17 protein-coding genes and 2 riboswitches are annotated in these 22,608 nt (G+C 62.5%); of the genes, 10 read left to right on the forward strand and 7 right to left on the reverse strand.

Annotation, left to right across the window (positions count from 1 at the left end; genetic code table 11):
* Window positions 1-20: 20 nt before the first annotated feature.
* The 3 genes from AC07OT_RS19860 to cobW are packed head-to-tail and all read right to left on the reverse strand — an operon-like array spanning window position 21 to window position 5,845.
* On the reverse strand, window positions 21-1,019 hold the full coding sequence (locus tag AC07OT_RS19860) for a magnesium chelatase ATPase subunit I (RefSeq protein ID WP_495108850.1): 999 nt from the start codon (window positions 1,017-1,019) through the stop codon (window positions 21-23).
* On the reverse strand, window positions 1,019-4,780 hold the full coding sequence (cobN, locus tag AC07OT_RS19865; RefSeq protein WP_495108851.1) for a cobaltochelatase subunit CobN: 3,762 nt from the start codon (window positions 4,778-4,780) through the stop codon (window positions 1,019-1,021). The genes AC07OT_RS19860 and cobN overlap by 1 nt, the downstream gene beginning before the upstream one ends.
* A 3-nt stretch (window positions 4,781-4,783) precedes the next feature.
* Complete coding sequence (gene cobW / locus AC07OT_RS19870) at window positions 4,784-5,845, reverse strand: cobalamin biosynthesis protein CobW (RefSeq protein WP_065941219.1); 1,062 nt, start codon at window positions 5,843-5,845, stop codon at window positions 4,784-4,786.
* 90 nt (window positions 5,846-5,935) lie between these two features.
* Window positions 5,936-6,135, reverse strand: a riboswitch (cobalamin riboswitch).
* Window positions 6,136-6,466: 331 nt separating this feature from the next.
* Between cobW and AC07OT_RS19875 the strand changes: the two genes are divergently transcribed.
* The 5 genes from AC07OT_RS19875 (at window position 6,467) to cobM (ending at window position 9,692) form a co-directional block, all read left to right on the forward strand.
* Window positions 6,467-7,201, forward strand: a complete 735-nt coding sequence (locus tag AC07OT_RS19875) for a hypothetical protein (protein WP_495108852.1) — start codon at window positions 6,467-6,469, stop codon at window positions 7,199-7,201.
* Between the two features lie 78 nt (window positions 7,202-7,279).
* A riboswitch (cobalamin riboswitch) is annotated at window positions 7,280-7,484 on the forward strand.
* A gap of 97 nt (window positions 7,485-7,581) precedes the next feature.
* The gene (locus AC07OT_RS19880; protein ID WP_065941218.1) at window positions 7,582-7,770 is read left to right on the forward strand and encodes a CbtB domain-containing protein; all 189 of its coding nucleotides are present in this window, start codon (window positions 7,582-7,584) and stop codon (window positions 7,768-7,770) included.
* Window positions 7,771-7,781: 11 nt separating this feature from the next.
* Entirely contained in the window at window positions 7,782-8,486 is a 705-nt protein-coding gene (locus AC07OT_RS19885; protein ID WP_495108853.1) for a CbtA family protein, read from the forward strand.
* Complete coding sequence (locus AC07OT_RS19890) at window positions 8,483-8,875, forward strand: cobalamin biosynthesis protein (RefSeq protein WP_495108854.1); 393 nt, start codon at window positions 8,483-8,485, stop codon at window positions 8,873-8,875. Before AC07OT_RS19885 ends, AC07OT_RS19890 begins: the two co-directional genes overlap by 4 nt.
* A 70-nt stretch (window positions 8,876-8,945) precedes the next feature.
* The gene (gene cobM, locus AC07OT_RS19895; RefSeq protein ID WP_495108855.1) at window positions 8,946-9,692 is read left to right on the forward strand and encodes a precorrin-4 C(11)-methyltransferase; all 747 of its coding nucleotides are present in this window, start codon (window positions 8,946-8,948) and stop codon (window positions 9,690-9,692) included.
* 379 nt (window positions 9,693-10,071) lie between these two features.
* Here cobM and nfuA read toward each other — a convergent pair whose 3' ends face one another.
* Together nfuA and AC07OT_RS19905 are read right to left on the reverse strand one after the other, a co-directional pair.
* Entirely contained in the window at window positions 10,072-10,656 is a 585-nt protein-coding gene (gene nfuA / locus AC07OT_RS19900) for a Fe-S biogenesis protein NfuA (protein WP_027606479.1), read from the reverse strand.
* Between the two features lie 93 nt (window positions 10,657-10,749).
* Window positions 10,750-13,041, reverse strand: a complete 2,292-nt coding sequence (locus AC07OT_RS19905) for a fatty acid cis/trans isomerase (protein ID WP_281114120.1) — start codon at window positions 13,039-13,041, stop codon at window positions 10,750-10,752.
* Between the two features lie 165 nt (window positions 13,042-13,206).
* Between AC07OT_RS19905 and metH the strand changes: the two genes are divergently transcribed.
* Window positions 13,207-16,917: a methionine synthase gene (gene metH, locus AC07OT_RS19910; protein WP_495108856.1), complete on the forward strand. Its 3,711-nt coding sequence runs from the start codon at window positions 13,207-13,209 to the stop codon at window positions 16,915-16,917.
* Between the two features lie 52 nt (window positions 16,918-16,969).
* A complete protein-coding gene (locus AC07OT_RS19915; RefSeq protein ID WP_027606482.1) occupies window positions 16,970-17,188 on the forward strand; it encodes a DUF2970 domain-containing protein in 219 nt (72 codons plus the stop codon).
* Here the strand turns inward: AC07OT_RS19915 and AC07OT_RS19920 are convergent.
* Complete coding sequence (locus AC07OT_RS19920) at window positions 17,185-18,252, reverse strand: ABC transporter substrate-binding protein (protein WP_495108857.1); 1,068 nt, start codon at window positions 18,250-18,252, stop codon at window positions 17,185-17,187. The genes AC07OT_RS19915 and AC07OT_RS19920 overlap by 4 nt on opposite strands.
* 422 nt (window positions 18,253-18,674) lie before the next feature.
* Here AC07OT_RS19920 and AC07OT_RS19925 point away from each other — a divergent pair, with 422 nt between their 5' ends.
* Window positions 18,675-20,333, forward strand: a complete 1,659-nt coding sequence (locus tag AC07OT_RS19925) for a nitrite/sulfite reductase (protein WP_495108858.1) — start codon at window positions 18,675-18,677, stop codon at window positions 20,331-20,333.
* Complete coding sequence (locus AC07OT_RS19930) at window positions 20,317-20,811, forward strand: DUF934 domain-containing protein (RefSeq protein WP_003235539.1); 495 nt, start codon at window positions 20,317-20,319, stop codon at window positions 20,809-20,811. Before AC07OT_RS19925 ends, AC07OT_RS19930 begins: the two co-directional genes overlap by 17 nt.
* A gap of 40 nt (window positions 20,812-20,851) precedes the next feature.
* Here the strand turns inward: AC07OT_RS19930 and AC07OT_RS19935 are convergent, their stop codons facing one another.
* The gene (locus AC07OT_RS19935) at window positions 20,852-21,256 is read right to left on the reverse strand and encodes a MerR family transcriptional regulator (RefSeq protein ID WP_092488660.1); all 405 of its coding nucleotides are present in this window, start codon (window positions 21,254-21,256) and stop codon (window positions 20,852-20,854) included.
* A gap of 71 nt (window positions 21,257-21,327) precedes the next feature.
* On the opposite strand from AC07OT_RS19935, the gene AC07OT_RS19940 reads away from it, so the two are divergent.
* Window positions 21,328-22,560 (forward strand): NADH:flavin oxidoreductase/NADH oxidase family protein, encoded by a 1,233-nt coding sequence (locus AC07OT_RS19940; protein ID WP_495108859.1) that lies wholly within the window; start codon window positions 21,328-21,330, stop codon window positions 22,558-22,560.
* Window positions 22,561-22,608 lie beyond the last annotated feature (48 nt).

Genomic DNA, 22,608 nt, shown 5'->3' on the forward strand with positions numbered 1-22,608 from the left:
GTCAGGTCGGGGGCGAATGCCTAGGGCTTTTTTGGCCAGGCAGGCACGTCTCGGCGCGTGCCAGTGGGCAGGGCCGGTGCGGGCATATCGCCCCATTGGCCTTGGCCGGGCGAGGTGTCCGAGGGTGTCGGCGCCTGCCCTGGCTTGGGTGGGCTGGCCGGTGGGGATTGCACCTGGCGACGGTGGCGCAAGGCAAATTCCGCCACTGCTTCGATGTCTTCTTCGGCAATGGTATCCGCGCCCCGCCACGCCGCGTGGGCCCGGGCGCCCCGCAGCCAGACCAGGTCGGCGCGCAAGCCGTCGACACCGGCAGCAAAGCAACGCTCGGTGATCTGCGCCAGGGCCTGATCATCCAGCTCGATACTGTCCAGCCGCGCCCGCGCCTGGGTGCAGCGCTGGCGCAGCGCCGCCTGCTGTTCGGCCCACTGGGTGCAGAACGCGGCGGGGTCGCTGTCAAAATCCAGGCGCCGCCGGATGATCTGCCCGCGCTCGGCCGGCAGCGTCTGCCCGCTCAGCGCCACGTTGAAACCGAAGCGGTCCAGCAACTGCGGGCGCAACTCACCCTCCTCCGGGTTCATGGTGCCGATCAGCACAAAGCGCGCCGAGTGGCGATGGGAAATGCCGTCGCGTTCGATCAGGTTGGTGCCGCTGGCGGCGACGTCGAGCAACAGGTCCACCAGGTGATCGGGCAGCAGGTTGACTTCATCCACATACAGCACACCGCCGTCGGCCTTGGCCAACACCCCAGGGGAAAACTGCGCGCGGCCTTCGCCCAGCGCGACATCCAGGTCCAGGGTACCCACCAGGCGCTCTTCGGTGGCGCCCAACGGCAAGGTGACGAATTGGCCGCTGGCCAGCAGATCCGCCAAACCACGGGCCAAGGTGGATTTGGCCATGCCACGCGGGCCTTCGATCAGCACGCCGCCGATCTTCGGGTCGATGGCGGTCAGGCACAGCGCCAGTTTCAGGTCGTCGGCGCCGACCACGGCGGACAGTGGGAAATGCGGAGTATCAGTCATCAGCTGTCTTCTTCTATATCCAGCAACAGGTTTTCCAACGCCTCGCGGTACGCCCCCGGCTCCTGCCACAGGCCACGCTGCTGGGCTTCGAGCATGCGCTCGGTCATTTCGCGCAGCGCTGCGGGGTTGTGCTGCTGCACAAAGGCCCGGGTGTCAGGGTCCAGCAGGTAGGCGTCAGCGAGCAACGCATATTGATGATCGTCGATCAGCGCAGTGGTGGCATCGAAGGCGAACAGATTGTCCACGGTCGCGGCCATTTCAAACGCACCTTTATAGCCATGGCGCTTCACGCCGTCGATCCACTTGGGGTTGGCGGCGCGGGAACGGATCACCCGGTTCAGCTCTTCCTTCAAGGTGCGAATCCTCGGCAGGTCCGGCTGGCTATGGTCGCCGTGATAGCTGGCGGCCTTGTCGCCGCTCAGGGTTTCCACGGCGGCGAGCATGCCGCCCTGGAATTGGTAGTAGTCGTTGGAGTCGAGCAAGTCGTGCTCGCGGTTATCCTGGTTCTGCAACACCGCCTGCACCTGGCTCAGGCGCTGGGCAAACTGTGCGCGGGCAGCGGTGCCTTCGTCGGAGCCGCCATAGGCGTAGCCGCCCCAATTCAGGTAGACCTCGGCCAGGTCCTCGCGGCTTTGCCACAGGCGCCCGTCAATGGCGCCCTGCACGCCCGCGCCATAGGCACCGGGCTTGGCCCCGAAGATGCGCCAGCCGGCCTGTTTCGCCGCCGCCTCCGCATCCAGGCCGGAGGCGAGCAACGCCGCGCGCTCACTGCGCACCTTGGCGGCCAGCGGGTTCATGTCGTCCGGCTCATCCAGGGCCGCCACCGCCTGTACCGCCGCGTCGAACAGGCGGATCAGGTTGGCGAAGGCATCGCGGAAAAACCCGGACACGCGCAAGGTGACGTCCACGCGCGGGCGGTCCAACAGGCTGATCGGCAGGATTTCAAAATCATCCACCCGCTGACTGCCGGTGGCCCACACCGGCCGCACGCCCATCAGCGCCATGGCCTGGGCGATGTCGTCGCCACCGGTGCGCATGGTGGCCGTGCCCCACACCGACAGGCCGAGCTGGCGCAGGTGGTCGCCGTGGTCCTGCAGGTGCCGTTCAAGTATCAGGTTGGCCGACTGGAAGCCGATGCGCCACGCGGTGGTGGTGGGCAGGTTGCGCACATCGACGGTGAAGAAATTGCGCCCGGTAGGCAGCACATCCAGGCGCCCACGGCTTGGCGCACCGCTCGGGCCGGCCGGCACAAAGCGCCCGCCGAGGGCCTCCAGCAAGCCGTGCATTTCCGCCGGGCCGCAGGCATCCAGGCGTGGCGCCACGACGATGCGCAGACTTTCGATCACCGCCTTCACCTCTTCCCAGCCAGGCTCTTCCAGCTGTTCCAGCGGCCCTTCCAACGCCTGCTCGATCAGTCGCGCAGCGTACAGTTCCAGGCGCTCGCGGGTATCCCCGGCGGTGCGCCACTGCTGCCCATCGATCTTCTGCAACACTGCCGGGCGTCGCCCGGTCCAGGGCTCGGCCAGGGCGCAGTCCAGGGGGTCAAAACCCAGCGCGAAGGCCTTGGCCAACACGCGCAGCAGGCTCGATTGCGGGCCACGGCCGTCGCCACGCGGGATGCGCAGCAAGGCCAGCAAGGTGTCGATGCGCAAGCGGCCCACGGGGGATTCGCCAAAGATGTGCAGGCCGTCGCGGATCTGCGACTCCTTCAAGTCGCACAGGTAGGTATCGAGGCGCGGCAGCCAGATTGCGGCATCGGCGTCGCCATCCAGCTCAAGCTCCTGGTCGATGCGGGTTTCGCGCACCAGCTTGAGGATGTCTTTTTGCAGCTCGCGGGCCCGGCGTGGGTCGAGCAGTTGGGCTTCGTAATATTCGTCCGCCAACAGCTCAAGGTCCCGCAGCGGCCCGTAGGTTTCAGCACGGGTCAGCGGCGGCATCAGGTGGTCGATGATCACCGCCTGGGTACGCCGCTTGGCCTGGGCGCCCTCGCCCGGGTCGTTGACGATAAACGGGTAGATATTCGGCAGCGGCCCCAGCAGCGCATCCGGCCAGCAGTTTTCCGAGAGCCCCACGCCCTTGCCCGGCAGCCATTCGAGGTTGCCGTGCTTGCCCACATGGATCACGCCATGGGCGCCATAGGTGTGGCGCAACCAGAAGTAGAACGCCAGGTAGCCATGGGGCGGCACCAGGTCCGGGTCGTGGTACACCGCGCTGGCATCCACCTGGTAACCGCGCGCAGGCTGGATACCGACGAAGGTCTGGCCCAGGCGCAGGCCGGCGATCATCAGGCGGCCGTCGCGGAACATTGGATCGTTGTGCGGCGCGCCCCATCGCTCCAGCACCGCCTGGCGGTTGGGTTCAGGCAAGCGCTTGAACATCGCCTCGTAGTCGTCCATGCCCAGGCTTTGATGACAGGGGCGCAGGTCGAGGCTGTCGAGGTCGTTGGTGACGCCGCCGAGCAGGTCATGGATCAGCGCAGTGCCGCTCTCAGGCAGTTGATCCGGCACCGGATAGCCTTCGGCCTGCAGGGCACGCAGGATATTCAGCGCGGCAGCCGGGGTGTCCAGGCCCACGCCATTGCCGATACGGCCGTCGCGGGTCGGGTAGTTGGCAAGGATCAGGGCGATGCGTTTATCCCCATTCGGCACCCGTGCCAGCTCGACCCAACGGCGCGCCAGCTCGGCGACGAAATCCATGCGTTCGGGCGCTGCGCGGTAGCACACCACGTCCGACTGGCTGCGCTCGCTGCGCCAGGCCAGATCCTTGAAGCTGATCGGCCGGCTGATAATCCGTCCGTCCAGCTCCGGCAAGGCAATGTGCATCGCCAGGTCGCGCGGGCCCAGGCCTTGCTCGCTGGCCTGCCAGCCCGGCTGGTTATCCTGGGCGCAGATCGCCTGGATCACCGGGATATTGCGGCGAAATGGCCGCAGATGCGGGGCTTCGGGGCTGGATTGGGCAAAACCGGTGGTGTTCAGGATCACCGCCGCGCCGACCTCATCCAGCAGGTCCTCGACCACCGCCAGGCAGCCGGGCTCTTTCAAACTGGCCACCGCCATCGGCAACGGGTTAAGGCCCGCCGCCTGCAAACGCTGGCAGAACACATCGATAAAACCGGTATTGGCCGCCTGCAAGTGGGAGCGGTAGAACAGCACCGCCGCCACGGGCCAATCCGCGTGCCAATCGGTCTGCCAGTCATTGAGGCGAGGGTTGGCTTTGTGCGGGTGATAGATCGCGGTGCGCGGCAAGGTCTGCGGCTCGGCCCACGGGTAATCGCGGTCCAAGTAGCCGCTGGCCAGGCAGCGGAAAAAATCCAGCGCGTTAGCGAGCCCGCCCTGGCGCAGGAAGTGCCACAGGCGGTCGCGCTGTTCGACACTCACCGTGCTCAGGCCGCTGAGTTCCGGGTCCGGGCGGTCATCCCCCGGCACCAGGATCAGCGTAATGCCGCGCTCGGCCAGCTCCACCAGGCGCTCGATGCCGTAGCGCCAATAACCGATGCCGCCGTGCAGGGAAATCAGGATGACCTTGGCGTGGCGCAGCACCTCATCGACATACAAATCGACCGAGGCGTGGTTCTGCACCTGCATAGGGTTGGCCAGGCGCAGGCTGGGGTAATCCTCGGGCAACTGCTGGGCAGCTTCGGCCAGCAGCGCCAGGCTGGAATCGCCGCTGCACAGGATCACCAGTTCGGCGGGCGTTTGGCCAAGGTCGGCAATATTGTCGTCCGCGACGAAACCACCGGGCTGAGTCCTGAGCAGGTGCATGGGTTAAACGCTGAGGGCGGCGCGTAGTTGCGCTTCGAGGCCCGCCGCGTCCAGCTCCTGGCCGATCAGCACCAGCCGCGTGATGCGCGCTTCGTCGGCGCCCCAGGCACGGTCGAAGTGCTTGTCGAAACGCGTACCCACACCCTGGATCAGCAGGCGCATCGGCTTGTTCGGGATGGCGGCGAAGCCCTTGACCCGCAGGATGCCGTGCTGAACCACCAATTGGTTCAGGGCGTCGAGCAGCAGCGCTTCGTCGGCTTGGGGCAGGTCGATGGAGATGGAATCGAAGGCGTCGTGATCGTGATCTTCCTCACCTTCGTGGTGATGATCGTGGTGGCTATGGCGAGCGTCGATATGTTCTTCGGACCCCGCGCCCAGGCCGATCAATACGTCCAACGGCAGGCGACCGCTGCTGGCTTCGATGATCTTCACCGCCGGCGGCAGTTCTTCGGCGACTTCCAGGCGCACACGGGCCAGGTCTTCGGCGCTGATCAGGTCGGATTTGTTGAGGATTACCAGGTCGGCGCTGGCCAACTGGTCGGCAAACAGCTCGTGCAGCGGCGATTCATGGTCCAGGTTCGGGTCGAGCTTGCGCTGGGCGTCGACCTGATCCGGGAACGCGGCAAAGGTGCCGGCGGCCACGGCCGGGCTGTCGACCACGGTGATGACCGCATCAACCGTGCAGGCGCTGCGGATTTCCGGCCACTGGAAGGCCTGTACCAAGGGTTTTGGCAGGGCCAGGCCCGAGGTTTCGATGAGGATATGGTCGAGGTCGCCGCGACGGGCAACCAGTTCGCGCATCACCGGGAAGAACTCTTCCTGCACGGTGCAGCACAGGCAGCCGTTGGCCAGCTCGTACACGCGGCCGTTGGCCTCTTCTTCGGTGCAACCGATGGAGCACTGCTTGAGGATCTCACCGTCGATGCCCAGTTCGCCGAATTCGTTGACGATCACCGCAATGCGACGGCCCTGGGCGTTGTCGAGCATATGGCGCAGCAAGGTGGTCTTGCCCGAGCCAAGGAAGCCGGTAACGATGGTGACGGGGAGTTTGGCCAGTGTTTTCATCGGATGCCCTTTGGGGCGGGCATACGGGACGATGGGCCCTGCGGCGCGCAGAAGCGGATTTCGTCACCGGATCACCCCGCCCGGTTGAATTGGAAAATCGGTGGCGAGGCAGGTCTCCTGGCTTGGGGCTTGCGGGTCTTGCGACCGGCGCCGACTGCGCCTTCCCGCCGCAGTGGCAGTGGCGTGGCAGTCAGATAAACCCTTCACAGTTGCGGGGGCAGCCGCGGCTTGAACCGCGTTCCCTTCTTAGCTTCGGCCTGGGCCGAAGAACCTCGAGGGTGCAAGGCTACGCAGTGAGTACGAGCGGGTCAATGTCGAAACGGCCTGACCGCCCGCCTGAACACTATCCAGGGGTTGAAAACGGACGCCCATCATTAGGCGTTTGGTTCAGAACCTTTGATATCAGTGCAGACGGCAATAGTGCGCAACTTATGTAAAAGCTCGCCTTGAAGCCAGACTAATTATTTAGTCCATACGAATTAAAGAAGCGCTGCAACTTAACGTAATCAGTTCCCAAATGAGTACAGGGAACAGAAACATCGAAAAACACCACCCATCCCCGGAGCAGCTTTGCCAATAGACGAAGTTTAACGCAGCATAGCCAACTCGGATAAAAACACTATGGAATTTTCAATACGCACTCAAACTACTGCGCCCCTCCCTTCGGCATCGATCGAAGTGACTGGCAACGTACACCCCAAAACTGATTCTCTGCCCCTCGCAGCGGCACAAAAAAAACCATCAGACATTACCTTTTTCGAGAACCACAGCAACCCGTTGCTGGCCAAAGAACTGTTGGACCATTTCCGTGATCTGGAAGGCCCGAACGGTAAGGCACGCAACAGCTTTCGCCTGACCGACCTAAAAAAGATGGCGGCAGGCAAACTACACGACGGACGAGATGCCAAACAAGAGCAAATAGAGCTTGCGAAGGAGGTCATCAGCCGCCCAGACCTAATGACGTCACTCTTTTCACACATCCGTGGAGAGCCCTACGGCGAGGCAACCTGGAACAATGTCGCTATTATCGCTGAAGACTTCAAAAGTCTTAGCGATGGGTCTTTGCTGGGGCAAGTCAGAGTTTATTTTCGCGAGTTCGCCGAAGGTGCTAACGATGAATATGTAAACTTTAACGAACTGCGAGAGGCCGCACGGGAAATACGGAGCACCCGAGACTTCTCCTACAATGCAACAGCCGTTGCCAGAGAGCTTCTTAATAGGCCTAGCCTGCTTCGTCAGTTGGATATAACGCGTGGCGCGTTCTTGCATTCAACCAAACCAGACGACAGGTTTAATTTGTCCAATATTACGTACGCACGCATGGAGGCCTCTTACTCGCCCCATCGCCCTGCCTGATCAACATCCACTGGAACGCCTGCCGTAAACCGCGGGGCGTCAGTCGTCTATTTGACGCCCGCCCACTGCCCATGCTCTCCTACACATCTTGTTTCGGGTGCCCTTCACAGGGTGAAACGGGAAACCGGTGAGTCATGGCGTCATGACGAGTCCGGTGCTGCCCCCGCAACGGTAAGCGAGTGAAGCGTCAGATCCACTGTGCCTGTACGGCATGGGAAGGCGACGTTTTGTAGACCCAGTGTCCCTCGCAAGCCCGGAGACCGGCCCGAATAACCTCGAATAACAAACCCGCGGTGGGCGGGCGCTGTTAAAACCCTGCGTGCCTGGCTCGCGGGGTTTGCATGCGCTCGTGTCACCCTGACACCTGAAAGGGACGCGCCATGTCGATCGTCAGCAGCACCTCGCACACCGCCAGCAGCTCCGCCACCCTCAGCCAACGCCTGACCGCCGCCATCGGTGCGTCGATCCTCGGCGCGTGCCTGGTGTATTTCGCCGGTTTCTCGCACATCGAGGCGGTGCACAACGCTGCCCACGATACCCGCCACAGCGCCGCGTTCCCGTGCCACTGAGGCCTGCCGACATGATCAAGCGTATTGCGCAAACCGCAGGGTTCACCGGCTTGCTGGCCGCCCTGCTGCTGACCCTGCTGCAAAGCTTCTGGGTCGCTCCGCTGATTCTGCAGGCGGAAACCTTTGAAAAGGCCCCGGCCGCGACTGAAGTGGCCCATGAGCATGCTGCTGGCGCCGCCGCACACACCCACGACGCCGAAGCCTGGGAGCCCGAAGACGGCTGGCAGCGTGTGCTGTCGACCACCGGCGGCAACCTGGTGGTGGCCGTCGGCTTCGCCTTGATGCTCGCCGGCCTCTATACCCTGCACGCACCGACCCGCACGGCCCAAGGCTTGCTGTGGGGCCTGGCCGGCTACGCGACCTTTGTGCTGGCGCCCACCCTGGGCCTGCCACCGGAGCTGCCGGGCACTGCCGCCGCCGACCTGGCACAACGGCAGATCTGGTGGATCGGCACCGCTGCGTCGACGGCTGTGGGTATTGCCCTGATCGTGTTTGGTCGCAACTGGCTGCTGAAAGTCCTGGGCGTGGCGATCCTGGTGGTGCCGCATGTGATCGGTGCACCGCAGCCGGAAACCCATTCGATGCTGGCGCCGGAAGCCCTCGAAGCGCAGTTCAAGATCGCTTCGCAGTTGACCAACGTGGCGTTCTGGCTGGCCCTTGGCCTGATCAGTGCCTGGTTGTTCCGCCGCAACCGCGACGATCAATACTCGGCATGACCCTGGTGGTCGGCCTGGGTTGCCAGCGGGGTTGTGATGTCGACACCCTGCTGGGCCTGTTGGACAGCGCCCTGGCCGAGGGCGGGATCGAGCGCCAGCGTGTCACGGCACTGGCCAGCATCGACCGTAAACAGGACGAGCCAGGGTTACTCGCCCTGGCCCGACTGCTCGACCTGCCCTTGCAATGCTTCAACGCCGGGCAACTGGCCGTTTACGAAGACCGGCTGAGCCACAAATCGGCGGTCGCGTTTGCCAATACCGGCTGTTACGGCGTCGCCGAAAGTGCCGCCCTGGCCCTGGCCGAACAGCTCTGCGGCGGCCCTGCCCGCTTGTTGATCACCCGCCAGAAAACCGCCCAGGCCACCTTTGCATTGGCCTGCGCCGGCTAAAATCCCGATAATCGTCAGTCCCGATCATGAGCAATCTTCATGCTCGCCCGTTTTTCCACAGGAATTCTCCATGACCGTCTACTTCATCGGCGCCGGCCCCGGCGATCCGGAATTGATCACCGTCAAAGGCCAACGCCTGATCCGCAGTTGCCCGGTGATCATCTATGCCGGCTCGCTGGTGCCGGCGGCGGTGCTGGAGGGTCATCAGGCGCAGCAGGTGGTCAACAGCGCCGAACTGCACCTGGAACAGATCATCGAACTGTTCAAGGCTGCCCACGCCAACGGCCAGGATGTGGCCCGCGTGCACTCCGGCGACCCGAGCCTGTATGGCGCGATTGGCGAGCAGATCCGTTACCTGCGCGAGTGGGGCATCCCCTTCCAGATCATTCCCGGCGTCACCGCGGTGGCCGCCTGCGCAGCGTTGCTGGAGACCGAACTGACCTTGCCGGACATCGCCCAAAGCGTGATCCTGACCCGCTACGCCGATAAAACCCGCATGCCGGCCGGCGAAGACTTCAACAGCCTGGCCCGCCATGGCACCACCATGGCGATTCATCTGGGGGTCAACCATTTGGAGAAGATTGTCGCCGAACTGCTGCCGCACTACGGAGCAGACTGCCCGATTGCCGTGGTTCACCGGGCGACATGGCCGGATCAGGATTGGGCCGTGGGCACCCTCAGCGATATTGCCGACAAAGTCGCCGCCAAGGGCTTTCGGCGTACGGCGTTGATTGTGGTAGGTCGGGTACTGGCGAGTGATAGTTTCAGTGACTCGTCGTTGTATCGGGCCGGGCATGCGCACCTTTATCGGCCTTGATTATTTACTTCACTAAAAACCAATAACACGTTGATTCAACTGAATAAATACAATAAAAAAGTGGGAGGGGGCTTGCCCCCGATGACGGTGTGTCAGCCTGCTCATGAGTCGACTGAGGCACCGCTATCGGGGGCAAGCCCCCTCCCACATTTGACCTTCCTTGTCAGGGAGATAGAGTCAACATTCGAAATTGATTTTTTAATTCACAAATCATCAACAACACACTGATTTAACTGAATAAATGCAAAAAATGTGGGAGGGGGCTTGACCCCTTCCACACTTAATCCTACTTGTTAGATAGATGGCATAACTGCTTGAATTTTAATAATAAAAAACGGCGCTCACGGGCGCCGTTTTTTGTTCGCAGTGAACGCCTTACTCAGTAGTAGGCGTTTTCTTTCTGCGTGTGGTCCGTCACATCACGGACGCCCTTGAGCTCCGGAATACGCTCCAGCAGGGTCCGTTCGATGCCTTCACGCAAGGTCACGTCCGCCTGGCCGCAGCCCTGGCAGCCGCCGCCGAACTTCAATACGGCAATGCCGTCATCGACAACGTCGATCAGGCTCACCTGGCCGCCGTGGCTCGCGAGCCCCGGGTTGATCTCGGTTTGCAGGTAGTAGTTGATGCGCTCGTTGACCGGGCTGTCGGCATTGACATTAGGCACCTTGGCGTTGGGCGCCTTGATGGTCAATTGGCCGCCCATGCGGTCGGTGGCGTAGTCGACCACGGCATCGTCCAGGAAGGCTTCGCTGAAGTTGTCGATATACGCGGTGAAGCTTTTCAGCCCCAGGGCGGTGTCTTCAGGTTTCTCTTCACCGGGCTTGCAGTAGGCGATGCACGTCTCGGCGTACTGGGTGCCAGGCTGGGTGATAAAGACGCGGATGCCGATTCCCGGGGTGTTCTGCTTGGACAGCAGGTCAGCCAGGTAATCGTGGGCGGCGTCGGTAATGGTTATGGCAGTCATGGAAACTCCTCACAGGCTTGCCGGCAGTTTACGCCAAAATATTACGCAGGTACAAAGTCCGAGTAATTTTGTCGGAAAAGACGTTCGCCTCTGTCAGAGGTTTTCATAACGGTTCATATCCAGCACCCCTTCTTCCACCGGCGTCGTCTCGCGGATGTACTGGGACAAATCGTGGAAATACTGCCAGAACAGCGGGTGGCTGCGGCGCACGCCCCAGCGGTCGACAATTTTCTCAAAGCGATTGGCGTCCTTGGCCCGCTCCATTTCGGCGACGAATTCGGGCACCTCCTGGGCAGGGATGTTGAACATGAAGTTCGGGTAACTGCTGAGCACTCCAGGGTAAAGGGTCAGTGTGTCCAGGCCAGGCTGATAGCGATAAGCCTCACCCAGCAGAAATGCCACGTTACTGTGGGCGCGATTGCGCAGCAGGCTGTAGACCACGCGCTTACCGCTGGCGGTTTCGACGCGCAGCATCGTCGCTTCAGGTAACTGGTCAATCACCTTGAGCCCCGCCGCCGGGCGTGAAGTCAGGCGGCTGAGCGCCTGTTCGGCGTCCTGCAGCGCCGGGTCGATACCGTCGCGCGAACAAAACGCGCCCCCGCAACGATTGATCGGATCCGGGCTGGCATTCAGGTCACCGTAGCGGGCAAGCAACTGGTTGGCGAAGTCGCGCTTGGGGTCCTTCTTATCCAGGTGCAAGGCGGTAGGCGTGTCGTCGTCGATGGCTTCGTAATCCAGCCACAGCTTGATCTTGCCGCTGTTCTGGTACCAATCATCCATAAAGGCATCGCGGCTATCGGCCGGCATCAGGCGCAGGAAGTTCTGCTCGGCACCGTTGCGGATCAGGTCGAAGTACAGCCGGGTCTGGGCCTGGTGCGATACGTTGCCGAACACATCGAAATTGACCACCAGTTGGTAATAGGTGCGTTCGAGCAACGGATAGTCGAACAACCACAGTGTCTGCGGGACTTCACCGATCAGGCCCTTATTGACCGAGGCGCTGTCGAAGTGGCGGAAGATGCTTAACAGGGCATTGTCATTGCCGGCCCACAGGGTCGACCAACTGGGCGCCGGCAACTCGGCATAGCTGTCTCGCCGCAGGGCTTCGTACTGGTTGCGCTTATCGCGGTATTCGAGCCACAGGCTGAGCACACTGCCCACGTCATCATTCTGCCCTGGCATCGCCAGCAACGGCGTGGCCTGCCCGCGATAGCGGGCATCGGTGATGTACAGGTCGTGGTCGGGCGCCTGGAACAACGCCCAGAAATTGTCGCGGATCACATCCGTGGCAATTTGCCCGCGGCACACCGGCCCGCGAATAAACGTGCGCACAAAGTATTCGGCGTTATCCAGCATGAACTGGTAACGCGCCTGGGCCGGAATCGCCTCGAACGTCTCGAAAGGGTTGGCCCGCCGGCCGGGACCGTAGCCGGGCAAGGCACTGACCTGCCAGTCGCCGCTGTAGAACAGGGCTTTGACCCGCGCCATTTTTTCCGCGCTGAGGGGGTAGGTGATGTGGGTCTTGTGGACGATCACCCCTTCCACGGGCCACAGGCGGTAGTACACGCGGGTGCCGGGATCGTCATTGGGGCGACGGGTATTGATCAGGTCAATCGGCTGGCCGCTGGGGGTACGCGAGCGCACCCACTGGAAGAAATGCCCAGGCTCACCGTCTTCGAAATACAGATGCGCAATGAACAGGTGCTCGAACAACCAGCGGGCCACCAGGCTTTCCCGCGCGCCGGGGGCGTTGAGCAGGTTTTCCCATTGCAGCACTTGCGCGGCTTCCCGGGCGCTGGGGGCCACGCCTTGCTGGTCAATCGGTGCACCGGAGGCCAGCCAGCGTTGCAGGGTCTGGTACTGCTGGTCACTCAGGCCGGTGACCGCCAACGGCATGCCTTCCTTGGGATGGGCACCGGCATAGGCGTTGAACTCGCCCGGGGTGGCGCACATGTTTTCGCGGTTCAGGCCCAATACGATCTCTTCGGGCAACCTGGCATTGGGCTTCAGCGCTGCGGTATGCCCCAGCTCCAGCATGCGCGCCATCAACGCGGCCTGGCTGCCCTGGGCGTCGAGTACCGAATAAAAGCCCTTCTGCTGCCAGGCCTGCTTGCCGAAGGCGTCATAGAACAAGCGCGTGGTGGGTGTGGCCTGGCTGCGCTCGCCGTCGTAGACCGGCACTTTGGTCGCACCGCGCGCCGCACCCTCGGCACTGCCCAGGTTGAGCTGGCACGCGGAGTCATAGCACGCATGGCAGGCCACGCATTTCTCGGTGAAGATCGGCTGGATGTCGCGGGTATACGAGATCGCCGGAGCGGGACCTTCTGCCAGAGCGCTGCTGGCTATCAATGCCAGGACGGCGCTGACGATAAGACGAAGTGACATGTATCCGGTCCCGATTCAATGCGTGCGGTTTAAAGTGGCGGTGATTCTACCGGGCCATGCCCCCGCTCAACATGAGCGATATTCATGCAAAAGCCCGGCATGCCGCAAATCCGCACAGGTTTGTTATGATCCACGCCCTCCGTAATGCCTGACCAGAGTAGTCCCATGTCCGATCGTAGCGCTCGTCTGCAAGCCCTTCACCACGCCCTCAAGGAACGCATCCTGATCCTCGACGGCGGCATGGGCACGATGATCCAGAGCTATAAACTGGAAGAACACGACTACCGCGGCAAACGCTTCGCCGACTGGCCGAGCGACGTCAAGGGCAACAACGACCTGCTGGTGCTCACCCGCCCGGACGTGATCGGCGGAATCGAGAAGGCCTACCTGGATGCCGGTGCGGACATCCTCGAAACCAACACCTTCAACGCCACCCGCATCTCCATGGCCGACTACGGCATGGAAGAACTGGCCTATGAACTGAACGTCGAAGGCGCACGCCTGGCGCGCAGGATCGCCGATGCCAAGACCGCCGAGAACCCGGCCAAGCCGCGTTTCGTCGCCGGCGTCCTCGGCCCGACCAGCCGCACCTGCTCGCTGTCGCCCGATGTGAACAACCCCGGCTACCGCAACGTTACCTTCGATGAACTGGTGGAGAACTACACCGAGGCCACCCAAGGCCTGATCGAAGGCGGCGCCGACCTGATCCTGATCGAGACCATCTTCGACACCCTCAACGCCAAGGCCGCGATCTTCGCCGTGCAGGGTGTGTTCGAAACGCTCGGTATCGAATTGCCGATCATGATCTCCGGCACCATCACCGACGCCTCCGGCCGCACCCTGTCGGGCCAGACCACCGAAGCCTTCTGGAACTCCGTGGCCCACGCCAAGCCGATTTCCGTGGGCCTGAACTGCGCCCTCGGCGCCAGCGAGCTGCGCCCGTACCTGGAAGAGCTGTCCAACAAAGCCAACACCCATGTGTCCGCGCACCCCAACGCCGGGCTGCCCAATGAATTCGGCGAGTACGACGAACTGCCGTCGGAAACCGCCAAGGTCATCGAAGAGTTCGCCCAGAGCGGCTTCCTCAATATCGTCGGCGGCTGCTGCGGCACCACCCCGGGCCATATCGAAGCCATCGCCAAGGCCGTGGCCGGCTACGCGCCGCGCATCATCCCGGACATCCCCAAGGCCTGTCGCCTGTCGGGCCTGGAGCCGTTCACCATTGATCGCAGCTCATTGTTCGTCAACGTCGGCGAGCGCACCAATATCACCGGTTCTGCGCGTTTCGCCCGCCTGATCCGCGAGGACAACTACACCGAAGCCCTGGAAGTCGCCCTGCAACAGGTGGAAGCCGGCGCCCAGGTGATCGACATCAACATGGACGAGGGCATGCTCGATTCGAAGAAGGCCATGGTGACCTTCCTCAATCTGATTGCCGGCGAGCCGGACATCTCCCGCGTACCGATCATGATCGACTCCTCCAAGTGGGAAGTGATCGAAGCCGGCCTCAAGTGCATCCAGGGCAAGGGCATCGTCAACTCCATCAGCATGAAGGAAGGCGTCGAGCAGTTCATTCACCACGCCAAGCTGTGCAAACGCTACGGCGCCGCCGTGGTGGTGATGGCCTTCGACGAGGCCGGCCAGGCCGACACCGAAGCGCGCAAGAAGGAAATCTGCAAGCGCTCCTACGACATCCTGGTGGATGAAGTCGGCTTCCCACCCGAAGACATCATCTTCGACCCGAACATCTTCGCGGTCGCCACCGGCATCGAAGAGCACAACAACTACGCCGTCGATTTCATCAACGCCTGCGCCTATATCCGCGACGAGCTGCCGTATGCGCTGACCTCCGGTGGCGTGTCCAACGTGTCGTTCTCGTTCCGCGGCAACAACCCGGTGCGGGAGGCGATCCACTCGGTGTTCCTGCTGTATGCGATCCGCAACGGCCTGACCATGGGTATCGTCAACGCCGGCCAGCTGGAGATCTACGACCAGATCCCGGCCGAGCTGCGCGATGCCGTGGAAGACGTGGTGCTCAACCGCACCCCGGAAGGCACCGACGCCCTCCTCGCCATCGCCGACAAGTACAAGGGCGACGGCAGCGTAAAAGAAGCCGAGACCGAAGAGTGGCGCGGCTGGCCGGTCAACAAGCGCCTGGAACACGCGCTGGTCAAGGGCATCACCACCCATATCGTCGAAGACACCGAAGAATCGCGGCTGTCGTTCGCCCGCCCTATCGAGGTGATCGAAGGCCCGCTGATGTCCGGCATGAACATCGTTGGCGACCTGTTCGGCGCCGGCAAGATGTTCCTGCCTCAGGTGGTGAAATCCGCCCGCGTGATGAAGCAGGCCGTGGCCCACTTGATCCCGTTCATCGAGCTGGAAAAAGGCGACAAGCCGGAAGCCAAGGGCAAGATCCTGATGGCCACGGTGAAGGGCGACGTGCATGACATCGGCAAGAACATCGTCGGCGTGGTACTCGGCTGCAACGGCTATGACATCGTCGACCTCGGCGTGATGGTGCCGGCCGAGAAGATCCTGCAGGTGGCCAAGGAGCAGAAGTGCGACATTATCGGGCTGTCCGGCCTGATCACGCCGTCCCTGGACGAGATGGTGCATGTGGCCCGCGAGATGCAGCGCCAGGACTTCCACCTGCCGCTGATGATCGGCGGCGCGACCACCTCCAAGGCGCACACGGCGGTGAAGATCGAGCCCAAGTACAGCAACGACGCGGTGATCTACGTCACCGACGCCTCCCGTGCGGTGGGCGTGGCCACGCAGCTGCTGTCCAAGGAATTGAAGGCCGGCTTCGTCGAGAAGACCCGCCTGGAATACATCGACGTGCGTGAACGCACCTCCAACCGCAGCGCGCGCACCGAACGCCTGAGCTACCCGGCGGCCATCGCCAAGAAGCCGCAGTTCGACTGGAGCACCTACACGCCGGTCAAGCCAACCTTCACCGGCTCAAGGGTGTTGGACAATATCGACCTCAACGCCCTGGCCGAGTACATCGACTGGACCCCGTTCTTTATCTCCTGGGACCTGGCCGGCAAGTTCCCGCGCATCCTGACCGATGAAGTGGTGGGTGAAGCCGCCACCGCGCTGTACGCCGACGCCCAGGAAATGCTCAGGAAGCTGATCGACGAAAAACTCATCAGCGCCCGCGCGGTATTCGGTTTCTGGCCGACCAACCAGGTGCAGGACGATGACCTCGAAGTCTACGGCGAAGACGGCCAGCCGATTGCCAGGCTGCACCACCTGCGCCAGCAGATCATCAAGACCGACGGCAAGCCGAACTTCTCCCTGGCCGACTTCGTCGCGCCCAAGGACAGCGGCGTGACCGACTACATCGGTGGCTTCATCACCACCGCCGGCATCGGTGCCGAAGACGTGGCCAAGGCTTACCAGGACGCGGGCGACGACTACAACTCGATCATGGTCAAGGCCCTGGCCGACCGCCTGGCCGAGGCCTGTGCCGAGTGGCTGCACCAGCAGGTGCGCAAGGAACACTGGGGCTACGCCAAGGACGAGCAACTGGACAACGAGGCGCTGATCAAGGAGCAGTACAGCGGCATCCGCCCTGCCCCCGGTTACCCGGCGTGCCCGGACCACACCGAGAAAGCCCAGTTGTTCCAACTGCTCGACCCCGAGGCCCGCGAAATGCACGCTGGGCGCAGCGGCGTGTTCCTCACCGAGCACTACGCGATGTTCCCGGCGGCGGCAGTCAGCGGCTGGTACTTCGCCCACCCGCAGGCGCAGTACTTTGCCGTCGGTAAGGTCGACAAGGACCAGGTGACCAGCTACACCGCGCGCAAGGGCCAGGACCTGGCCGTGACCGAGCGCTGGCTGGCGCCGAACCTGGGCTACGACAACTAAGCCGGCCTGGATTGTCTATGCTGTCCCTCACACACCTTGTGTCGAGGGATGTATGGACGATCCAGTCAACAACAAGCCGCCGACCTTCTGGCAGATGCTCCACAGCGTCATGGCCGCCGCCTTTGGCGTGCAGAGCGGCAAGAATCGCGCCCGCGACTTCACCCACGGCAAACCCAGCCACTTCGTGATCCTGGGCATTCTGTTCACAGCAGTATTCGCCTTGACGCTGTTCGGCATCGTCAAGCTGGTGCTGCACCTGGCCGGCGTCTAGCGCAGCAGCAGGTGCAGGCTGAACGGGTAACGATAGGACAGGGGCTTGTCCTGGGCGGACAACGCGCGGAAATTCACCGAGGGTGTCGGCCCCAACAAGCGCTGCGCCTGGCTGGCATCGATCAATTGGAACAACGCCAACTGCCGGTCGCGTCCGCCATAGGCGCCAATGTCCAGGCCCTTGGCATCGTCATGGACCAACACCATGGCCCAGCCGCCCACGGTGAAATGCCCGGCGACCAGGGACGACAAGCGTCCATCCAGGCGCGCCTGCAGGATCTCCGGCGAGCTGTTGACCGCGCTGAACAGCACGTCCCTGCCCGGTAACCGCCCACTGCCCTGCAGCGCCTGCATGGCGCCCAGCGCCATCTGATCGTTGGCCGACCACACCAGCGCCGTCTGCGGGTAGCGTTTGAACAGTTGCGTCGCTTGTTCGAAGGCGCGTTCGCGGTTCCATTCGCCGTAGACCAACTGACGCAGGCGCACCTCGGGATGTTCGGCCAGCGCCCGACGCATGCCGCGCTCACGCAATTGCGCAACCGGCGTGGTCTTGACGCCGGAAAAGGCCAGCAGATCGAGGGATTGGCCGGGGGCAACCGGACCGTGCTGGCGCAACAGGTCGCGGAGCATCAGGTAGCCAGCCTGTTCATCGTCAGCCACCAGGCTGCCGATCAGACGGATGCCACGGCGGGTTCCCAGCAATTGCACCTGATCGGAGGTCAGCGCGCTGTTCACCACCAGCAGCTTGACGCCACTGCCCTCGGCCATGCGCAGGATCTGCGGTGCAACGTACTGCTCATTCACCAGCACCAGGTAATCAGGCCGCTGACTGCCTTGCAGCACCTCACGCGCCTGGGCTAGCGTGTTGTCGGCATCACGCTCGCCATAACGCACGCGCAAGTCCAGGCCGAGGTCCTTGGCGGCGGCCTGCATGAATTGCGCGTAGCTGACCCAGAAGGTTTCCGTCGACATGCCCGGGTTGAGAAACACCACCGACGTTGCATGAGCCATCGCCCCACACGTCGATCCCAGCAACCAGACACACGTAATCAACACCTTCAACATGGATGCTTGAGCCTCGAAAATAGGCCGCCATGATAGTGGCAATGCCTGAACCAATCGAGGCTCAATCAACGTCCTTTATTGGTGGCTGACCCAGAAAACGGCCGTTCCCACCACCAGAATGATCAGGAACAGAATGGCCCAGGCATCAACGGTACTGTCAGGTTTACGGGCTTTGGTCGGATTGCTCATTGCATCGCCTCTTGTCGGTTTTATAGGTGATTGCACTCAAACACGCTCACAGTAAAGTTCACGATTGCCCGCATGACAAATGTGGGTATCACGATAACCCTTCTCATTAGTCATTTTGGTTATGTGCATATACTCAAACATCACTTTTGCGCATAAACGCAAACTGGTATCGTGCGCCGGCTCCGTTGGGAGTGCGCGGCCGTGCGCGCAGATTTGCCGAGAACAGGACCTATATGTACGTATACGACGAATACGATCAGCGCATCATCGAGGACCGCGTCAAGCAGTTCCGTGATCAGACCCGACGCTACCTAGCAGGTGAACTGAGCGAAGAAGAGTTCCGCCCTCTGCGCCTGCAAAATGGCCTTTATGTTCAGCGCTTTGCGCCGATGCTGCGGGTGGCCGTGCCGTATGGCCAACTGACTTCGCGCCAGACCCGCATGATGGCCAAGATTGCCCGCGACTTCGACAAAGGCTATGCCCACATCAGTACCCGCCAGAACGTGCAGTTCAACTGGCCGGCGCTGGAAGATGTGCCGGACATCCTGGCTGAACTGGCCACCGTGCAGATGCACGCCATTCAGACCAGTGGTAACTGCCTGCGCAACGTGACCACCGACCAATTCGCCGGGGTTGCCGCCGACGAGCTGATCGACCCACGCCCGTGGTGTGAAATCGTCCGTCAATGGACCACCTTCCACCCCGAATTCGCCTACCTGCCGCGCAAGTTCAAGATCGCCATCAATGGCTCGACCTCGGACCGTGCCGCCATCGAAGTGCACGATATCGGCCTGGAGCCGGTGTACAACGCGGCCGACGAGCTGGGTTTCCGTGTCCTGGTGGGTGGCGGCCTGGGCCGTACCCCGGTGGTGGGTGCGTTCATCAACGAGTTCCTGCCGTGGCAGGACCTGTTGAGCTACCTCGACGCCATCCTGCGGGTCTACAACCGCTACGGCCGTCGTGACAACAAATACAAGGCGCGGATCAAGATCCTCGTCAAGGCGCTGACCCCTGAGGTGTTCGCCCAGAAAGTCGAGGCCGAGATGGAGCACCTGCGCGGCGGCCAGACCACCCTGACCGACGCCGAAGTGCACCGTGTGGCCAAGCACTTCGTCGATCCTGAGTACAAGGCCCTGAGCAATCAGGATGCCGAGCTCGCAGCGCTCGACCAGCAGCACCCGGGCTTTGCGCGCTGGCGCACCCGCAACACCCTGGCGCACAAAAAGCCGGGCTATGTGGCCGTGACCCTGTCGCTGAAACCGACCGGTGTTGCACCGGGCGACATCACCGACAAGCAGCTGGACGCCGTCGCCGACCTGGCCGAGCGCTACAGCTTCGGCCAGCTGCGCACCTCCCACGAGCAGAACATCATCCTCGCGGACGTTGAGCAGAGCCAACTGTTCACCCTGTGGGGCGAACTGCGCGAAGGCGGTTTCGCCACGCCGAACATCGGCCTGCTGACCGACATCATCTGCTGCCCAGGGGGCGATTTCTGCTCCCTGGCCAACGCCAAGTCGATCCCGATCGCCGAATCGATCCAGCGCCGTTTCGACGACCTGGACTACCTGTTCGACATCGGCGAGCTGGACCTGAACATCTCCGGTTGCATGAACGCCTGTGGTCACCACCACGTCGGCCACATCGGCATCCTGGGCGTGGACAAGAAAGGCGAAGAATTCTACCAAGTGTCCCTGGGTGGCAGCGCCAGCCGCGATGCGAGCCTGGGCAAGATCCTCGGCCCGTCCTTCGCCCAGGAAGCCATGCCCGAGGTGATCGGCAAGCTGATCGACGTGTACATCGAACAGCGCACCGAAGATGAGCGTTTCATCGACACCTACCAGCGCATCGGCATTGACCTGTTCAAGGAGCGCGTCTATGCAGCGAATCATTAAGAACAACGAAGTACTCGACGAAACCTGGCACCTGCTGCCCAAGGACGCGAGCTTCGACGGCATCTCCAACTGCGACGACCTGATCGTGCCGCTGGCCCTGTGGCGCGAACACGGCCACGCCCTCAAGGCCCGCGACGGCGGCCTGGGTGTGTGGCTGGACGCCGATGAAGAAGCCGAAGAGATCGGCGCTGACGTGGAACACTTCCAGGTCATCGCCCTGAACTTCCCGGCCTTCACCGACGGTCGCAACTATTCCAACGCACGCCTGTTGCGTGACCGCTACGGTTACAAAGGCGAGCTGCGGGCCATTGGCGACGTGCTGCGCGACCAGCTGTTCTACCTGCGCCGTTGCGGGTTCGATGCCTTCGCCTTGCGCGCCGACAAAGACCCGTACGAAGCGCTGGAAAGCCTCAAGGACTTCTCGGTGACGTACCAGGCTGCAACGGATGAACCGCTGCCGCTGTTCCGTCGTCGCTGAGTCTGTACAAATGAAAAAGCCCTGGCATGCCAGGGCTTTTTTATGAGTTGAGTTTGATCGACGCCAGCACCTGCTTCTGCCCCATCGAACACGGCACACCTTCCGGTTGCGCGCGTACCGCGTCGATCACCCCGACTAACTGCGCCTTGCTGTGCGCCAGTTGCGCCTGCATCGCTTCAATCTGCTCGACCTTGCGCTCGAGCGCCTCGATCAGCTCGTCGCGCTTGTGCTCGCCGGGGGCCGGCATCAGCGCCTTGAGTTCCTGCAAGGTGAAACCGGCCTGCTGCGCGCTCTGAATCAAGCGCAGCGTCTGCAAGGCCTCCGGTGCATAGCGGCGATAGCCATTGGCCTGGCGCCCCACCTGGCTGATCAGCCCTTCGGCTTCATAGAAACGGATACGCGACGCCGCCAGCCCGCTCTGTTTTGCCAGCTCTCCAATATTCATCAACACGCCTGCTTGACATTAAAGTTAACTTTAAGCTTAGCCTGAGGCCTCCCGTGCTCAGGAGTCAACCCATGTCACCCTTTGAACCCTTGCAACTGCCCAATGGCCAAGTTCTCGCCAACCGTATCGCCAAGGCGGCGATGGAAGAAAACATGGCGGATGCGCAACAGGCGCCCTCCCGCGAATTGAAGCAGTTGTACAAGACCTGGGCGGACGGCGAGCCCGGCCTGCTGCTGACCGGCAATGTGATGATCGACCGCCGCGCCATGACCGGTCCCGGCGGCGTTGCCCTCGAAGACGAACAGCACCTGGGCAGCTTTCGCGAGTGGGCCGCCGTGGCCCGCGACAAGGGCGTGCACTTTTGGGTACAGCTCAGCCATCCGGGGCGCCAGACCATGGCCAACCTCGGCCAGCAGGCCCTGGCGCCCTCCGCGATTGCACTGGACCTCGGCAGCTTTTCGAAGATGTTCGCCAAGCCCAGGGCCATGACCGAAGACGACATTCAAGACGTGATCAAACGCTTCGCCACCAGCGCACGCCTGGCCGAGAAAGCCGGGTTCACCGGGGTGCAGATCCACGGCGCGCACGGCTACCTGCTCAGCCAGTTTCTCTCCCCACTCAGCAACCAACGCACTGACCGTTGGGGCGGCCCCCTGGAAAACCGCGCACGCCTGCTGCTGGAAGTGATCCACGCCGTGCGTGCCAGCGTCAGTCCTTCATTCTGTGTGGCGGTCAAACTCAATTCGGCCGACTTCCAGCGCGGCGGCTTCGACGCCAACGACGCGCGCGCCGTGGTCGAGATGCTCAACCCGCTGCCCATCGACCTGCTGGAATTATCCGGCGGCAGCTACGAAGCCCCGGCCATGCAAGGCGAAGCGCGGGACGGCCGCACCCTGGCCCGCGAAGCGTATTTCCTGGAGTTCGCCAAGGAACTGGCGACCATCGCCAAGATGCCGCTGATGGTCACCGGCGGCATTCGTCGCCTGCCCATCGTGCAACAAGTGCTGGACAGCGGCATCGCCATGGCCGGCATCGCTACCGCCCTGACCCTGGAACCGCAACTGATCAAGCACTGGCACGAGGGGCGCGACCTCAACCCGCAACTCAAGCCGATCAGTTGGAAACGCAAACCCTTGGCCGCCCTCGCCACCCTGGCCGTGGTGCGGGACCAGATGCGCCGCCTGAGTCGCGGTCGTCTGCCTAAACCCAATGTCGTGCCATGGCTGGCGCTGGCGTGTGACCAATGGTTTATCGCCCGGCGCACCCGGCAATACCGCGCAACCATGACGCAATCTTCACATTAAAGACGGAGCATTCGCCGTGATCGAACTGTCCCCTATTGATCAGCAGCT

The sequence above is a fragment of the Pseudomonas sp. GW821-FHT09C10 genome, from assembly GCF_059418085.1.

What these genes read in the sequence shown, in the direction of transcription:
- AC07OT_RS19885 (WP_495108853.1), top strand. Translation starts at nt 7,782, where the DNA reads ATGATCAAGCGTATTGCGCAAACCGCAGGGTTCACCGGCTTGCTGGCC.
- cobM (WP_495108855.1), top strand. Translation starts at nt 8,946, where the DNA reads ATGACCGTCTACTTCATCGGCGCCGGCCCCGGCGATCCGGAATTGATC.
- cobN (WP_495108851.1), bottom strand. Translation starts at nt 4,780, where the DNA reads ATGCACCTGCTCAGGACTCAGCCCGGTGGTTTCGTCGCGGACGACAAT.
- AC07OT_RS19935 (WP_092488660.1), bottom strand. Translation starts at nt 21,256, where the DNA reads ATGAATATTGGAGAGCTGGCAAAACAGAGCGGGCTGGCGGCGTCGCGT.
- AC07OT_RS19940 (WP_495108859.1), top strand. Translation starts at nt 21,328, where the DNA reads ATGTCACCCTTTGAACCCTTGCAACTGCCCAATGGCCAAGTTCTCGCC.
- AC07OT_RS19930 (WP_003235539.1), top strand. Translation starts at nt 20,317, where the DNA reads ATGCAGCGAATCATTAAGAACAACGAAGTACTCGACGAAACCTGGCAC.
- AC07OT_RS19905 (WP_281114120.1), bottom strand. Translation starts at nt 13,041, where the DNA reads ATGTCACTTCGTCTTATCGTCAGCGCCGTCCTGGCATTGATAGCCAGC.
- metH (WP_495108856.1), top strand. Translation starts at nt 13,207, where the DNA reads ATGTCCGATCGTAGCGCTCGTCTGCAAGCCCTTCACCACGCCCTCAAG.
- AC07OT_RS19875 (WP_495108852.1), top strand. Translation starts at nt 6,467, where the DNA reads ATGGAATTTTCAATACGCACTCAAACTACTGCGCCCCTCCCTTCGGCA.
- AC07OT_RS19890 (WP_495108854.1), top strand. Translation starts at nt 8,483, where the DNA reads ATGACCCTGGTGGTCGGCCTGGGTTGCCAGCGGGGTTGTGATGTCGAC.
- AC07OT_RS19880 (WP_065941218.1), top strand. Translation starts at nt 7,582, where the DNA reads ATGTCGATCGTCAGCAGCACCTCGCACACCGCCAGCAGCTCCGCCACC.
- cobW (WP_065941219.1), bottom strand. Translation starts at nt 5,845, where the DNA reads ATGAAAACACTGGCCAAACTCCCCGTCACCATCGTTACCGGCTTCCTT.
- AC07OT_RS19915 (WP_027606482.1), top strand. Translation starts at nt 16,970, where the DNA reads ATGGACGATCCAGTCAACAACAAGCCGCCGACCTTCTGGCAGATGCTC.
- AC07OT_RS19860 (WP_495108850.1), bottom strand. Translation starts at nt 1,019, where the DNA reads ATGACTGATACTCCGCATTTCCCACTGTCCGCCGTGGTCGGCGCCGAC.
- AC07OT_RS19925 (WP_495108858.1), top strand. Translation starts at nt 18,675, where the DNA reads ATGTACGTATACGACGAATACGATCAGCGCATCATCGAGGACCGCGTC.
- nfuA (WP_027606479.1), bottom strand. Translation starts at nt 10,656, where the DNA reads ATGACTGCCATAACCATTACCGACGCCGCCCACGATTACCTGGCTGAC.
- AC07OT_RS19920 (WP_495108857.1), bottom strand. Translation starts at nt 18,252, where the DNA reads ATGTTGAAGGTGTTGATTACGTGTGTCTGGTTGCTGGGATCGACGTGT.